Origin of the sequence: Staphylococcus caprae (assembly GCF_002902725.1) — a bacterium.
GTDB classification, from domain to species: Bacteria; Bacillota; Bacilli; order Staphylococcales; family Staphylococcaceae; genus Staphylococcus; species Staphylococcus caprae.
In genome coordinates, this window is record NZ_PPRT01000068.1 from 1 (window position 1) to 15456 (window position 15456).

General features: G+C 32.0%; 14 protein-coding genes and 1 pseudogene. 11 read left to right on the forward strand and 4 right to left on the reverse strand.

The features are described 5' to 3' along the window. Positions 1–215 precede the first annotated feature (215 nt). The 4 genes from CD155_RS10850 (at position 216) to CD155_RS13040 (ending at position 7131) form a co-directional block, all read left to right on the forward strand. Complete coding sequence (locus tag CD155_RS10850; RefSeq protein WP_103213333.1) at positions 216–1133, forward strand: trypsin-like serine peptidase; 918 nt, start codon at positions 216–218, stop codon at positions 1131–1133. Positions 1134–1520: 387 nt separating this feature from the next. Then, the gene (locus CD155_RS10855) at positions 1521–4154 is read left to right on the forward strand and encodes a type I restriction endonuclease subunit R (protein ID WP_103213334.1); all 2634 of its coding nucleotides are present in this window, start codon (positions 1521–1523) and stop codon (positions 4152–4154) included. 186 nt (positions 4155–4340) lie between these two features. Then, entirely contained in the window at positions 4341–5897 is a 1557-nt protein-coding gene (locus tag CD155_RS10860) for a type I restriction-modification system subunit M (protein ID WP_103213335.1), read from the forward strand. Next, a complete protein-coding gene (locus tag CD155_RS13040) occupies positions 5890–7131 on the forward strand; it encodes a restriction endonuclease subunit S (RefSeq protein WP_115177448.1) in 1242 nt (413 codons plus the stop codon). The genes CD155_RS10860 and CD155_RS13040 overlap by 8 nt, the downstream gene beginning before the upstream one ends. Positions 7132–7226: 95 nt before the next feature. Here the strand turns inward: CD155_RS13040 and CD155_RS10870 are convergent, their stop codons facing one another. Next, complete coding sequence (locus CD155_RS10870) at positions 7227–7628, reverse strand: DUF3139 domain-containing protein (protein WP_103213337.1); 402 nt, start codon at positions 7626–7628, stop codon at positions 7227–7229. Positions 7629–7744: 116 nt separating this feature from the next. Here CD155_RS10870 and CD155_RS10875 point away from each other — a divergent pair, with 116 nt between their 5' ends. After that, positions 7745–7927 carry a hypothetical protein gene (locus tag CD155_RS10875; RefSeq protein WP_103213338.1) on the forward strand — a complete coding sequence of 61 codons (183 nt, stop codon included), beginning with the start codon at positions 7745–7747 and terminating at the stop codon, positions 7925–7927. A 30-nt stretch (positions 7928–7957) separates the two neighbouring features. Here CD155_RS10875 and CD155_RS10880 read toward each other — a convergent pair whose 3' ends face one another. Continuing rightward, entirely contained in the window at positions 7958–8317 is a 360-nt protein-coding gene (locus tag CD155_RS10880; protein ID WP_103213339.1) for a hypothetical protein, read from the reverse strand. 111 nt (positions 8318–8428) lie between these two features. Between CD155_RS10880 and CD155_RS10885 the strand changes: the two are divergent. Both CD155_RS10885 and CD155_RS10890 read left to right on the forward strand, forming a co-directional pair. After that, positions 8429–9213 (forward strand): annotated as a pseudogene (locus CD155_RS10885) (tandem-type lipoprotein). 170 nt (positions 9214–9383) lie between these two features. Beyond that, the gene (locus CD155_RS10890) at positions 9384–10166 is read left to right on the forward strand and encodes a (S)-acetoin forming diacetyl reductase (RefSeq protein ID WP_103213340.1); all 783 of its coding nucleotides are present in this window, start codon (positions 9384–9386) and stop codon (positions 10164–10166) included. A gap of 86 nt (positions 10167–10252) precedes the next feature. On the opposite strand, the gene CD155_RS10895 is transcribed toward CD155_RS10890, so the two are convergent. Further along, positions 10253–10630: a hypothetical protein gene (locus CD155_RS10895; RefSeq protein WP_103213341.1), complete on the reverse strand. Its 378-nt coding sequence runs from the start codon at positions 10628–10630 to the stop codon at positions 10253–10255. 236 nt (positions 10631–10866) lie between these two features. Between CD155_RS10895 and CD155_RS10900 the strand changes: the two genes are divergently transcribed. Next, on the forward strand, positions 10867–11643 hold the full coding sequence (locus CD155_RS10900; RefSeq protein ID WP_103213342.1) for a tandem-type lipoprotein: 777 nt from the start codon (positions 10867–10869) through the stop codon (positions 11641–11643). Between the two features lie 69 nt (positions 11644–11712). On the opposite strand, the gene CD155_RS10905 is transcribed toward CD155_RS10900, so the two are convergent. After that, the gene (locus CD155_RS10905) at positions 11713–12237 is read right to left on the reverse strand and encodes a hypothetical protein (protein ID WP_103213343.1); all 525 of its coding nucleotides are present in this window, start codon (positions 12235–12237) and stop codon (positions 11713–11715) included. Positions 12238–12506: 269 nt separating this feature from the next. On the opposite strand from CD155_RS10905, the gene isaB (CD155_RS10910) reads away from it, so the two are divergent. The 3 genes from isaB (CD155_RS10910) (at position 12507) to CD155_RS10925 (ending at position 15309) form a co-directional block, all read left to right on the forward strand. Beyond that, positions 12507–13031 carry an immunodominant staphylococcal antigen IsaB family protein gene (gene isaB / locus CD155_RS10910; RefSeq protein WP_070871617.1) on the forward strand — a complete coding sequence of 175 codons (525 nt, stop codon included), beginning with the start codon at positions 12507–12509 and terminating at the stop codon, positions 13029–13031. A gap of 94 nt (positions 13032–13125) precedes the next feature. Continuing rightward, positions 13126–13647, forward strand: a complete 522-nt coding sequence (isaB, locus tag CD155_RS10915) for an immunodominant staphylococcal antigen IsaB family protein (RefSeq protein ID WP_103213344.1) — start codon at positions 13126–13128, stop codon at positions 13645–13647. A gap of 423 nt (positions 13648–14070) precedes the next feature. Further along, a complete protein-coding gene (locus CD155_RS10925) occupies positions 14071–15309 on the forward strand; it encodes an ArgE/DapE family deacylase (RefSeq protein ID WP_103213346.1) in 1239 nt (412 codons plus the stop codon). Positions 15310–15456 lie beyond the last annotated feature (147 nt).

The window sequence follows — 15456 nt, forward strand, 5'->3', positions numbered from 1 at the left end:
TGAATAAATATTTATCCATCATTTTAACTACTGTTATATTAACAATAAACCAAAAATTCATATAAATATAATATAGGTTTTTCAACAGTTAGGCAATTTTTTCAACGTTTAGGCAATATTACACAAAAATGCACATTGTTGAGTTATAAATAAATTGTAACCTATAAATATATTAAAAATTTATCACGTGATAAAAAACTGTTGGAGGTTTTAAAATGAGAAAATTTTTTTTATCTATAGGTTTTATAACAATTGCAATTTTAGCAACCACGGTCTTATTAAATATCTCTCAGGCAAGCGAAAAAAGTACTCCACAAGCTGATTCAATGCATCAAGCAAGTCACAAAAAGGTTACAAACGATAATGGTAAAGCCAATAAGAAAGTTAAGCCTCTCGGATCCCGAAAATTTCCAAGCGTTATCCTCCCGAACAACAATCGACATCAAATCTCTAATACGCAAGAAGGACATTATGCCCCAGTTTCATTTGTGAAAATTTATAATGACAGTGGTGACCTTGTTGCCTCAGGTTCTGGTATTGTCGTTGGTGAAAACGAAATTTTAACAAATAAACATATTGTTGATGCCGCACATAATAACCCAGATAATCTCGGTGTTGCCCCATCTTCTAAAAGTGAAAGTGAGATGCCTAATGGTGAATTCAAAGGACAAGAAATTAAAAAATACCCAGGAAATGGCGATTTATCAATTTTAAAAGTACAACCAAATGAAGATAATAAAAAAATTGGAGACGTTGTAACTCCAGCTAAAATAAGTAGTAACTCAAATACTCAAACTGACCAAGATATCACAGTGACTGGATATCCAGGAGATAAACCTTTAGCAACAATGTGGGAAAGTAAAGGTAAAATCTTATCAATTAACGGTAACCAAATGACATATGATTTAAGTACTTATGGAGGAAATTCAGGTTCTCCAGTATTTAATGAAAACAACGAAGTGATTGGTATACATTATGGTGGTGTAGAACACAAACATAATAGTGCAGTATTCATTAATGAAGATGTTCAAAACTTCTTAAAACAAAATATACCAAGCATACAAATAAATGAAAAAAATACAAACCTTGAAAAATCTCATGATGGTAACAACAATTATAAAAAAGCAGCATAATCTAGTTAATAGTAAAGACGAGATTTTTTGAACTACTCGCAAGTTACTTAACTATAAAATGGAAACGACATACAATAGATTGTTGTTATAAAGACAACGAATCACACTTTAACGACCAACAAAATCTATACTACAAATACGAACAATAGAGAATTACAAGATAAAAGGAAGGGGGAGACCCCTTCTTTTTTAATGTCTTAAATATAAAAATATTGTTAGAACAGATGATTCAACTACCACTCCTATCAATCATTAATTCAAATTAATATGCACATGTAAAAGCTATTGTATTAATAACTTTCACATGTGCATTTTTTATTTTCCACTATATATTGACGTCAATAAATATGATATATTTTAATTAAATTATTTTTATTGGGTGATGGTATGGGGTATCAAAGCGAATATGCCTTAGAAGAAGATGTAATTCAACAATTAGTAAGCCAAGGATATGAAAGAGTTCAACTGCGAGATCACGCACAACTCGTAGATAATTTCCGCGCAATACTTAACGAACGTAACAAAGACAAACTTAATGGCGAACCATTAACAGATGCTGAATTTCGCAGAATTATGATAGACATTAGCGATAAAAGTGTCTTTGAAAGTGCAATGATATTAAGGGATAAGTATGTCCTTGAACGCGATGATGAAACGAAAGTCTATCTTAGCTTCATGGATACGCACAAGTGGTGTAAGAATAAATTCCAGGTGACGAGCCAAGTCACTGTTGAAGATCAATATAAGAGTCGCTACGACGTAACCATTCTTATCAACGGTCTGCCACTCGTTCAAATCGAATTGAAGCGAAGCGGTATCGCAATCTCTCAAGCATTCAACCAAATCGAACGTTACCGTAAGCAGAATTACAGAGGTCTGTTTAGATTCATTCAGCTCTTCGTTATTAGTAATAAGATGGAAACACGCTACTACGCGAATAGTGACCAAAAGATTTTCAAGAGCTTTATGTTCTATTGGAGCGATAAGAACAATCAACGTATCAATGTGCTCAAGGACTTCATCCAAGACTTCCTCAGTCCATGCAAAGTAGCAAAGATGATTAGTCGTTACATGATTATCAATGAAACAGACAAGATTCTTATGGCATTGAGACCGTATCAAGTGTACGCGGTTGAAGCGCTTATCAAACGTGCGACCGAAACGAATAACAATGGCTATATTTGGCATACTACGGGAAGCGGTAAGACGTTGACGTCATTCAAGACCAGTCAAATTCTCTCTACACAGCCTAATATTAACAAAGTCATCTTCCTCGTCGACCGTAAGGACCTTGATAGTCAAACGCTCGCCGAATTCAATAAATTTGAAAATGACTCCGTCGACCTTACCGACAATACGCGTAAATTACTACAACAATTAGAAGACCCTACTCAGAATCTTATCGTTACGACAATACAAAAGATGGCGAATGCGATCAAAACAGGACATAAAGCCATTCAACGATATAAAGAAGATAAAGTAGTCTTCATTATAGATGAATGTCATCGTACACAATTCGGTGAAATGCATCGTGTCATTAAACAAAACTTCAAGAATGCGCAATACTTCGGTTTCACGGGTACACCACGTTTCGAAGAGAATGCGAGTCAAGACGGACGTGCGACGGCAGATATCTTTGGTAAATGTCTCCATACTTACCTAATTAAAGATGCGATACGTGATGTCAAAGTACTCGGGTTCTCTGTCGAATATCTCAATACGTTCGACACATTAAAGGACAATATTGATGAAGAATATGTGACTAAGATAGACGAGAATGAGATCTGGATGGCTGACGACCGTCTTAAGAAAGTAGCCCAACATCTTGTGACGAACCATCATAAGAAGACGCGTAATCAGAAATACACGTCTATCTTTACTGTTCAAAGCATACCAATGGCGATCAAATATTATAAAGTCTTTAAAGAGATGAGAGAAGCGGGTCTCCACGATCTTAATGTCTCTACCATCTTTACTTATAACCCTAATGAAGATATTCATAAAAATGAAAATCTCAAACATTCACGTGAAGAGTTAGAAACAGTCATCAAAGATTATAACGAGATGTTTAATAAGAACTATTCTACAGACACATTTGATGGATTCTTTAACGATGTGTCTCAACATGTAAAGAATGGCATACCAAGTGAACGATTAGATATCTTAATCGTCGTTGATATGTTCTTAACAGGTTTCGATAGTAAAAAGTTAAATACCTTATACGTCGATAGAAATCTACAGTATCATACGTTGATTCAAGCATATTCACGTACGAATCGTGTGGAAGAAGATACGAAACCTTATGGTAATATCGTATGTTACCGTAATTTGAAAGAAAATACGGATAAAGCAATTGAGTTATTCTCTCAAACAGATGATATTGATACAGTACTAAGTGCATCATTTGATGAATTTAAATTTGATAAAGATAAGATAGGTATCGCTGAACAAACATTTGAAGATTTCAAAGGCAAATATCTCAATTTATATGATGAAGTTCGTAAGAAAGATAAAAGAGAAATAGAGAAAGTCTCAGTACTAGATGATATTGATTTCGAAGTCGAGATATTAAGAAACGATTTGATTAATGTTCAATATATTTTGGATTTATTGAACCAAATTGATTTAACAGATAAAGAACAAACTGAGAAAGCACGTCATCAAATTCGTAAATTACTCGAACAAGCAGATGATGATAAATTAAGACTGAAGGCAGACTTAATTCGTGAATTCTTGGATAGTGTGATTCCACATCTTGAAGAAGGTACAGCAATTGACGATGCGTATTATGAATTTGAAGAGGAAGTTAAAGAGGGCGAATTACAAGATTTCGCGAAAGACCAAACATATCCAATTGATTTATTGAAGAAACTTGTCAATGAGTATGAATATAGTGGGCAGCTGGATAATAATTTAGTTGAAGAAGGCGTGTCTGGTGGATTGCTTGTACGTACTAAGAAGATTGATAATGTTAAATCATTCGTTCAAGAAACCGTTGAAAAGTATGGAGCCGTAAATTAACTACTATAAAGATACTTTAGATATTATAGTTTAAACTACTTTTATAAAATATTCTATAAATACTGTAAGTTAGGTGGGTGTCCCCACTTAACTTATTTTATTTTGTGCTATAAAATTATAAATAAAAGACAAAATAAGTGGGTAGCTATATATTAATGATTCAGTACTAAATGGAGGGAATGTGCATTGACTACATCAGAGAAGCAACGTCAACAACAAGCAGAACTACAAAAGAAATTATGGTCCATTGCGAACGATTTACGCGGGAATATGGACGCCAATGAATTTAAGAATTACATACTTGGACTTATCTTTTACCGTTTCTTAAGTGAAAAGGTTGAAGTGACATCTGGAAAACTTTTATCAGAAGATAATATTTCTTATCAAGAAGCGATGAATAACGACGACTACCGTCCTATCGTTGAGAAAGAGCTCATTCAACGTATTGGATTTGTCATCGAACCAGAAAATTTATTCAGTAATCTAAAAGCCAAAATTGAAAATCAAACGTTCGAAATTGAAGACCTAAGTAACGCCATCAAAAATGTTGAAAATTCGACACGTGGTCATGAAAGTGAAGACGACTTTATCCACTTATTCGATGATATGGATTTAAACTCAAGTCGTCTAGGGAACACAAACGCGGCCCGTACGAAGTTAATTGCGAAAGTTATGATGAATATTTCAACATTACCTTTCGTACACAGTGATTTAGAAATCGATATGTTAGGCGATGCATATGAATACTTAATTGGTCAATTTGCGGCCAGTGCAGGTAAAAAGGCGGGCGAATTCTATACACCTCAACAAGTATCGACGATACTCGCAAAGATTGTTACAGATGGCAAAGAAGACTTAAGAAGTGTGTATGACCCCACATGTGGTTCAGGCTCATTACTCTTACGTGTGGGTCGAGAAGCTAAAGTGCGTAATTACTATGGTCAAGAATATAATAGTACAACCTATAACCTAGCTCGCATGAATATGTTGCTTCACGATGTGAACTTCAAAGCCTTCCAAATTGAAAATGGTGACACATTAGAAGATCCAGCGCATAAAGGTGAACAATTTGATGCTGTTGTAGCGAATCCTCCATACAGTGCCAATTGGAGTGCAGAGCCTTCATTTTTAGACGATGAACGTTTCAGTGATTACGGGAAACTCGCACCGAAATCGAAAGCAGACTTTGCCTTTATTCAACATATGATTTATCACTTAGACGATGAAGGCACGATGGCTGTTGTACTTCCACATGGCGTCTTATTCCGTGGCGCAGCCGAAGGCACGATTCGTAAATATTTAATCGAAGAGAAGAACTATTTAGATGCCGTGATAGGCTTACCTGCGAACTTATTCTTTGGCACAAGTATTCCAACCTGTGTCCTAGTCTTTAAGAAATGTCGGCAACAAGACGATGATGTCGTATTTATCGATGCATCACAATCCTTTGAAAAAGGTAAAAACCAAAACCATCTCACAGATGAAGATGTAGATAAAATCGTCAAAACATACAGTCAAAGAGTAACGATAGATAAATACAGCTATGTCGCAACTTTAGATGAAATTAAAGAAAACGACTACAACCTTAACATTCCAAGATACGTCGATACATTCGAAGAAGAAGAACCGATCGACTTAGACCAAGTGCAACAACAACTTAAAGACATTGATAAAGACATCGCCAACGTAGAATCAGAAATCAACGAATACCTCAAAGAACTAGGAGTGTTGAACAATGACTGAACAACAAACAACTCCAGAATTGAGATTTCCAGGGTTTAAAGATGAGTGGACACAATCTTATCTCGATCAATTAGGTGATTTCAAAAAAAGTTATTCTTTATCAAGATCATTTGAAGGGAATGGTGATTATAGATATATTCACTATGGAGATATACATTCTAGATTTCCTTCAATACTCAAGTTTGCTAATATAATTCCTACTATTACTGAAATTAAAGATTTTGAAGAGATTGAAAAAGGAGATTTAATATTTGCAGATGCATCTGAAGACTATAAAGATTTGGGAAAAACAATTTTAGCGGATTTCAACGATTCGAAAATTATTGCTGGATTACATACTCATCTATTTCGACCTAAAAATTTTATTGATTCTAAATTTTTACTGTATAACACTAAGACTAATAATTATTTAAAGTTTATTCGTAAACAGGGTACAGGCATTTCTGTACTGGGCATATCAAAAAAGAATCTATCTAAATATTTAATGAGTTTGCCCTCAAGTGAAGAGCAATATAAAATAAGTAATTTCTTTAGCAAACTCGACCGCCAGATTAAGTTAGAAGAAGAGAAACTTGCACTCTTCGAACAACAGAAAAAAGGTTATATGCAAAAGATTTTCTCACAAGAGTTAAGATTTAAAGATGATAATGGATGTGATTATTCCAATTGGGAAATGAAGAAATTAGATAAGATAGCTAATTATAGAAGAGGTTCATTCCCACAACCTTATGGAAATAAAGAGTGGTATGATGAATTAAATGGCGAACCATTTGTTCAAGTCGTTGATGTAGATAAAAATATGCAATTACATGAACAAACGAAACAAAGAATTAGTGACTTAGCTAAACCGAAGAGTGTTAAAGGATATAAAGGTGATATTGTAGTCACTTTACAAGGAAGTATAGGGCGTGTAGCTATTTTACAATATGACGCATATATTGATAGGACGTTGTTACTAATTAACTCTTTTAAAATAGATATCAATAAGAACTATTTTAAATATGCTCTCTATTTACTATTTTTAAAGGAAAAAGAAAAGGCCCCTGGAGGTACTATTAAAACAATTACTAAAACAGTACTTTCAAATTTTATAATCAATGTGCCATCAATTAAAGAACAAGTGAAAATAGGAAATTTTTTAGAGAAATTAGATTATCTAATTGAAAAACAGACCTTGAAAGTTGAAACATTACAACAACGAAAACAAGGACTACTCCAAAAGATGTTTGTATAATTCTGATAAAAACCTATGATATTAACTCAAAATAGAGAGTTTGGGACATAATTCCCAAACTCTCTTAAGCTACCGACACAGTCTTCAATTCTTTCTTATTTTAAATCATATTTTTCCTCAAAGTGATGTCGCTTTCTATATTCTTTATATTTGTTTTTATTAAGATCGTATCTTTGATATTTCTCTTTTAAAACAGCGTCTCCAGTTACTTTACCATCATCATCAAGATCATAATAATATTGATATGTATTATATGGCTCGTCTTTATAAGTGACTTCTAAATAGTTATCTCCAGTATTAAACGTGAAAATGGGTTCTTCTGTTTTAATTTTATTTACCCATCCTTTTTGCTTAAGCACACGGTGAACTTTTGTTTTGGTTTTAGCTTCTTCCTTTTTTTTATAATTAGTGTAATGGGACACTGTAAGAAGGATTAATACTGAAATAATAATTAAAATGATAACAATAATTCCTAATATTTTATATGTCTTTTTCATATTAACCTCCTTAAATAAATATTATTGTTTTATTAATGTTTTGTGGAATTTAATAAAATAATACAATTTTATGATATGTTTTTGATGAAACACAGTAAAATCATAGGAGGAAAGCAATGAAAAATTTAATAACTAGTTTATTATGTACCACAATATGTGGCACAGTTCTAACTACAGGAAGTGTAAATGCGCAAGCTGACAGCTCAACTAACTCTAATTCGTTGAAAGAACTTCAAGATGAAGACATTGTGTCTAAATCCATTACTGAAGAACAAAGGTGTGTTTCCTATACTAGATAGGATTAAAATTTGTTAACTTAATTTTTGTCCCTATTTATCCAGTTCTATTGATTTTATGTTTGGTTTTTCTGGGAGGAATCCATGTTTAATTTGAATAGTTAATGTAGCTGATTTTCCATTAATATCAATAGGGTAGTATCCTACATGTCCACTACCTTGATTATTAGCTTTTCCCTCAATTGAAATTTTATCTTGTTTTCTTAAAAATTGATAAGTTTTATTATCTTTTGATATTTGACTTAGTTTCTTAGTATCATCATTTTTAATATAACTATTTAACTGTTTCTCGCATGAATAAAAAGCCCATTTATCAAAGAATAAAAAGTTTACTATAGTATAAATAATCGTTATGACAATGATGATTACGATGATATAAAACACTTTTTTCATAAATAACCACCTTTTTAAAATTATTATTAAATTATGATAACTTATAAGTGTATACTTTTCTATGAATGAGATAAAAAGTTTGCCGTGTTTTTAGAAAAAGGACGTGAAGTGATGAAGCATTCCAAAAAAGTAAAGCTAGGTGTAGGTTTTTTAATACTAGTTATATTTATTGGTGGATGCGTAATAATGAAAAAAGAAATTTGTCGAAACGCTCAAATTAAAGAGGCATTCAATAAGACATTAAGTTTATATCCGACCAAGAATCTAGAAGACTTTTACGATAAAGAAGGCTTTCGAGATCAAGAATTTGATAAAGGGGATAAAGGCACTTGGATTATTAACTCTGGAATGAATATTCAATTAAAAGGAGAAAGCTTGAAATCAAGAGAGATGGTTCTATACATAAATCGCAATACCAGAACTACAAAAGGTTATTTCTTAATAAGCGAGATAACAGAGGACAAATATGGATATACGCATAATAAAGAAAAAAATATCCTGTCAAAATGGAAAATAATAAAATTATTCCAACAAAGCCAATATCAAATGATAAGTTAAAAAAAGAAATTGAAAATTTTAAGTTTTTTGTACAATATGGCAACTTTAAAGATTTTAAAGATTATAAAAATGGTGATATTTCCTACAATCCTAATGTACCAAGTTATTCCGCAAGGTATCAATTGAGTAACAATGATTATAATGTACAACAATAAAGAAAGAGATATGATATACCAACCAAAAAAGCTCCTGAATTAAAATTAAAAGGTGATGGAGAATTAAAAGGATCATCTGTAGGTACTAAAGATTTTGAATTTAACTTTATAGGAAATAAAGAAGAAAACGTTTATTTTTCTGATAGTATTAATTTTAAACCGACTGAGCCTGATGAACAATGACTCATTCATTATTAAATGGACAGTAGCTTTTATTAAGAGTTGCTGTCTTTTTATATGAGGTTAGATATTAAGATATACAGTTTGATTAATAATTCACAAACTATACATAGTATTATTATGCTCTGGTGATAAGATAATAATTGAATATATTATCGACTGGAGTGATATGAATGAGTAATTCTAAAAAAGTAGCAGTTGTTACTGGAGCGGCTCAAGGTATTGGTTTAAAAATAGCTGAACGTTTATTTAAAGATGGCTATCATCTAGCAATAGTTGATTATAATGAAGAAGGCGCTAAACAGGCTGCTGAAAAGCTTACATCAAAAGAACAAGAGGTCATTGCCTTTAAAGCTGATGTTTCAAATCGTGATGAAGTCTTTTCAGTATTAAGAAAAGTTGTTGAGCATTTTGGAGAGTTAAATGTACTAGTGAATAATGCAGGATTAGGACCTATGACACCAATTGAAACAGTTACGCCTGAACAATTTGACCAAGTGATTGGCGTAAATATTGGTGGCGTATTCTGGGGCATTCAAGCTGCATTAGAGCAATTTGATAAGCTAGGCCATGGCGGTAAAATAATCAATGCAACTTCTTCTCAAGCAGGTGTAGAAGGTAATGCGGGATTGTCTTTATATAGTAGTACTAAATTTGCTGTGAGAGGTTTAACTCAAGTAGCTGCTCGAGATTTAGCTGAAAAGGGTATTATCGTTAACGCATACGCTCCTGGCATCGTTGAAACTCCTATGATGGAAGGTATCGCAATTAAATTAGCGAAAGAGAACAACAAACCTGAAGAATGGGGATGGAAACAGTTTACTGATCAAATCACTTTAAAACGATTATCAAAACCAGAAGACGTGGCTAACGTAGTAAGTTTCTTAGCTAGCAGTGATTCAGATTATATTACAGGCCAAACTATCATTGTTGACGGTGGAATGAGATTCCATTAAAAAATTATATGAGAAAAACGTTTATGCACTTTCATGACTGCATAAACGTTTTTTTATGAGTAAATTTAATAGCATATAGATATGAATCAATTATCTAATTTTTCATTAATCATAAACCCGATATCACTTTTCATTTCTTCAACTAACGGTATAAGTTCTGGTAAGTAATTATTAGCGAAGCCACTAATTATTTGATACTTAACTATAGGTGTTATTGATTTATCTTTAGGTATATGTTTATCTATAATGCTTTTTAAATCTTTATATTGGATTTCCTCTGACGTTTTATTAGAAACATATCTTGAGAATGCGGTTAGAATCTTTTCGAAAGCGTTTTCCCCAAAATTCATTTGTAAGAATAATAGACTTATTGATTTAGTTTCGAATTGATTTTCTCCTAATACTTCAGCCAATTCACTAACGGAATGAATAAGTAAATTAAAATTTTCTTCGTTAAGTTCCACTAAAAATTCTCCTTTTTATATTTTGTTAGCTAACATAATTTATCTCGTTTTTTCTATTATTTTAACTTAGTCATTTAATTATATAAATGAAGTAACTGAATGAAGAATGTATATTTTATGTTAAATAAATTGTTATGACATATTTTTGGAATTTATTAATTTTTAAATGAAAAGTATAGTCTTTTACATTAAAATGAAGTTGTAAGCTATTAATTTTAATAGAAAGATGTGAATCGATGAATATATCAAAAATGTGGATATTAGTCATAGCTGTACCTTTAACAATTGTAGTTATCGTCGTTGGTGGATGGTATGGTTTAAAGCTAAATAAAGAAAAAGAGATTAAAGATAGTTTCTCAAAGACATTAAATATGTATCCAATTAAAAATCTAGAAGATTTATACGACAAAGAAGGATTTAGAGATGAAAACTTTGATAAAGATGATAAAGGAAAATGGATTTTAGATTCTGAAATGGCTATTCAAGAAAATGGCGGTGATCTGATTGGTGAAGGTATGGTATTAGAATTAAATAGAAACAAGAGAGAAGCAAAAGGATATTATTTTGTAAATAAATATAGTAACAATGTAGATAAATATGATTATGGAGAAAAAGAAACAAAATATCCTGTTGAAATGAAAGATAACAAATTCTATTTGACGAAAAAAGTTAAAGATAAAAATTTAGAAAATAAAATAAAAAACTTTAAATTTTTCTCTCAATACGGCAATTTTAAAGATATTGATTCATATAAAAATGGCAATATTTCTTACAACCCAGAAGTACCTAGCTATTCAGCTGAATATCAATTAAGTAATAAAGACGTAAATGTAAAGAAATTAAGAAAAACATATAACATTCCTACCAATAAGGCTCCAAAATTAACTCTTGATGGCACAGGTGAATTAAGCGGAAGTTCTACTGGGAATAAGGATATTGAGTATTTGTTTTTAAGGGATAAAAATAGCGTTGTGAAATTTACAGATAGCATTAGTTTTAAACCCACGAATTAATACCGTCAACCTCCCCAATAAGAAAGAAGCGACGAATTCAATTTGTCGCTTCTTTTCGGTCTAAATGTATTAATTATGTTTGTTTTGTGCGTTATTATTTTGTTGGTTATTGTTCTGACTTTCTGAGTTTTGTGGGCTTGATTGTTGGTTGTTTGGTTTCTCAGATGTTGATGGGCGTGTCGTATTTTGTTGTGAATGGTTATTATTTTGATTGCTTGGTGCTGAACCTTGGCCACTTTGATTAGATGATGCATTGTTATTTGTATTGCTTTGATGATTATTGTTCTGATATTGGTTGTTGTTAGGTTGTTTCGTAGTGTTATTAGAACTGTTTGTTGATTGATTTCCGTTATAATTTCCAGAATTTGCAGGTTCTGATTGTGCATTTTCTTGACTATTAGTCATATTGCTATTTTCATTATTCTGTTGATTATTGTCGTTCGATTTGTCTTTCTTTTTATGTTTTTCTTCTGTTTTTTGACTATCTTTATCAGAGTGGGAAGAGTTGCTTTTATGGTTAACTGCTGCATATATTGAAAAGCTTAACGCAATAACAAGAAGTATTACCACGATGCTTGCTAATATCTTTTTCAAAAGATTGTCCTCCGTTCAAATTAAATATTTCTGTATTCTATTATAATCATTTTTTAGGCGTAAGTAGAACTATTTTGTGATAAAAACTGACTCAAAGCATAAACTCATTTATTTAATATATCAAAAAACTTTAAGGTGTAAATAAAAAGTGTAAATAAAAATTTGCACTTTATGTAATAATGTTGTAATATTGTAATCGAATCGTAACATTCCTTCTTTGTTCTACATAAATAAGTGATTCTAATTAAAAAAAGAGGAGAGATCCATTTATGAACAGAACTACCAAAGTAATCGTGTCGTCAATCTTAGCAGCCGGAACAGTATTTGGAATTGGAGTTTCAGCAGAAATGCCACAAGTCAAAGAAGCTCACGCAGCAGTTACGCCTTATTACACATATCAAGGTTATGCTGGAAATAACGCCTCATTTGTTTTAAATCAACAATTTATTACTTCTCTTAAGTATGACAATTTTACAATGAATGGAATTAAAATTCCGTACACAACTGGAAAGACAAGTGTGAATAAGTATAAAGGTACGGTTAAGAAGTATGATCAAAGTTTTAGCGGTGTAAATACTAAGAAAACGAGAGCAGGTAAAGTAGACTTTAATGTTTCAAGTTATGTATCTGTGAAACAGTTAAAACAGGCTTATGGTAAAAGTTTAAGAAAATTACCTAGTACGAACAATGGAACTAAAATGTATGCTTATAGCCCGAATAATAAACATTATGGTATTGCATTCACAACTAAAAACAATAAAGTCACACATATTACTATTGGAACATTAGGATAATTGGGAAATCATCTAATGAGAAAATAGTTATAGGTTAATATGTAATTATTGAGTTAAAATAAAAATATAAACTATAGAAAAGAGATAACTTATCATGAAGAAAGCAACTAAATTATTATTAGCTTCTACTATTACTTTGGGAGCATTAATGGGAGCAAGCGTTACTACAGACTCACCAGTAAATGGATCAGCTCACGCAGCAGCGTCACATTATTATACTTACAACGGTTATGTTGGACGCGATGCATCATTTTTATTGAATCAACAATTTATCAACGCTGTGAAGGCTGATAATGTGAAATTTAATGGGATTAAATTAGCAAAGACCTCTGGGACTAAGAAAGTTAATCTTTATGACCAAACGTTTAAAGGTGTAACTAAAACAGGTCATAGTGCTAATCAAATGCAAATTATAGTCAAAGGAAATTTATCATTAGCTCAAATTAAAAAAGCGTATGGTAAAGATTTAAAAGAAAAATCACATTGCACGCAAAAAGATGGAGGCATATTCTATTACAAGCCTACTAAAAAAAGTTTAGAAGTATGGTTTGTTGTAGATAACAACCATGTTGTCGAGGCGTCTATTGGTCACGTACCACTTACAACAAGTAAATAGTAATATTTTAAGGTGTCCGTCATTTTAATGGCGGGCATTTTTTATTCAAGGCCTCTGACAGCTCGCACGATGCAAGTGACCATTAAAATTAAACTTAGTAAATCTAATACTTTACAACCGATTCCATTAGAATATAGCCATTCAATATGGCAGAATTCCGAAATAGGTATGACTATGAAAATTTTCAATAATAATAGGCTGAAAATTGCTATAATTAATTTGGGTTGAGGTTTGAACATATAGAATGACTCCTTGCCAGTATATGCTTTAAGGTTAACATAGACTCGTACATTTCTTAACTTTCTATCTATTTCAAATCAGTTGAGAGGGTAGTTAATAACGTGGTGATAAAGTATTTGCACTACGGGGAAATTAATTTTAAAAAAGAAAGGGTATAGAGTCTTGGAAAGGTGGTATTCATTGATGAGTGCATTATCAAATGAAGAAAGAATTAAAATTCTATCAGATATTGTCGCAATTAAAACGGTAAACGATAATGAATTGGAAGTAGCGAAATATTTACAAACATGGTTCGACAAATATGGTATTGAATCTGAATTAGACGAAGTATCAGAAGGACGTGCCAACCTCATCGCTACAATTGTTTCAGGCAAACCAGTGATTGGTATCTCAGGTCACATGGATGTGGTCGCTGAAGGAAACCATGACGATTGGACTTATGACCCGTTCCAATTAACTGAAGATAATGGCAAGTTATATGGTCGTGGCGCTGCCGATATGAAATCAGGATTAGCGGCATTAGCGATTGCATTAATCGAAATTAAAGAAAGTAATCAGTTAAACAAAGGCACAATTAAATTTATGGCAACAGTCGGTGAGGAAATGGAACAAGCTGGTTCTGCTCAGTTATATGAGAAAGGCTATGCCGAAGATTTAGATGCGTTGCTTATTGCTGAACCTTCTTATCCTAGCTTAGTATACGCGCATAAAGGTTCAATGGACTTCCGTATTACATCTAAAGGCAGATCATCACACAGTTCTATGCCTTTCTTAGGGGAAAATGCAATCAAACCACTTCTTGAATTTATCCAAAATATAGATAAAGAATATGCAGAATTAACAAAATCTATTAAATGCGAGTCTTTAGATTACAGTAATATGGTAAATAAGTTAGCAGATCAATTACCTGAAAATGTTACTAAAGAACAAGCCAAAGATTTAATTGAAGGACTAGTAATGACAAATAGTATCTTTAATGGGGGCTCACAAGTTAACTCGGTACCTGACAGTGCTACTGCAGAATTTAACGTACGTACCATTCCAGAATATAATAATGACAAAGTTAAAGAATTATTTAATAAATATTTAAAGCAAGCTAATGATAATGGTTCAAGTTTATCTCAAGAAATTTATCTTGATTTAGCACCTGTTGTAACAACTGGTAAAAATCGTTTAGTAGAATTAGGCCATGAGAAAGCAAAAGAACATTTCCCAAAAGAAGAAGGTCTAATTATTACTCCAACAGTTGCGGTTACAGATGCTTCTAATCTATTACGTGGTAAAGATGAAAACTTCCCATTCTTAATGTTTGGGCCTGGTACTGGTCCTCACCAAGTAGACGAATGTGTAGATAAACAAAACTACTTAGATTTCGTGGATTATTATGTAGACTTCTTAACTTCATTCGTTGAAGAAGTTTAATGTTATTTTAAATATAGAAGAGATTTAACAATCACCTCGCTAAAATCAGTGAGGTGATTTTCATTTTAAGTGTGAGTATAAATCAATTAGGTATAATATTAAATTTATATTTATGAGTAAAAGTGAGTTGTTTGATTTTGTAAGGGT

Coding starts and splice junctions, on each gene's coding strand:
- CD155_RS10925 (WP_103213346.1), top strand. CDS start 14,071: ATGAGTGCATTATCAAATGAAGAAAGAATTAAAATTCTATCAGATATT.
- CD155_RS10875 (WP_103213338.1), top strand. CDS start 7,745: ATGAAAAATTTAATAACTAGTTTATTATGTACCACAATATGTGGCACA.
- CD155_RS10855 (WP_103213334.1), top strand. CDS start 1,521: ATGGGGTATCAAAGCGAATATGCCTTAGAAGAAGATGTAATTCAACAA.
- CD155_RS10850 (WP_103213333.1), top strand. CDS start 216: ATGAGAAAATTTTTTTTATCTATAGGTTTTATAACAATTGCAATTTTA.
- CD155_RS13040 (WP_115177448.1), top strand. CDS start 5,890: ATGACTGAACAACAAACAACTCCAGAATTGAGATTTCCAGGGTTTAAA.
- isaB (WP_070871617.1), top strand. CDS start 12,507: ATGAACAGAACTACCAAAGTAATCGTGTCGTCAATCTTAGCAGCCGGA.
- CD155_RS10870 (WP_103213337.1), bottom strand. CDS start 7,628: ATGAAAAAGACATATAAAATATTAGGAATTATTGTTATCATTTTAATT.
- CD155_RS10890 (WP_103213340.1), top strand. CDS start 9,384: ATGAGTAATTCTAAAAAAGTAGCAGTTGTTACTGGAGCGGCTCAAGGT.
- isaB (WP_103213344.1), top strand. CDS start 13,126: ATGAAGAAAGCAACTAAATTATTATTAGCTTCTACTATTACTTTGGGA.
- CD155_RS10900 (WP_103213342.1), top strand. CDS start 10,867: ATGAATATATCAAAAATGTGGATATTAGTCATAGCTGTACCTTTAACA.
- CD155_RS10880 (WP_103213339.1), bottom strand. CDS start 8,317: ATGAAAAAAGTGTTTTATATCATCGTAATCATCATTGTCATAACGATT.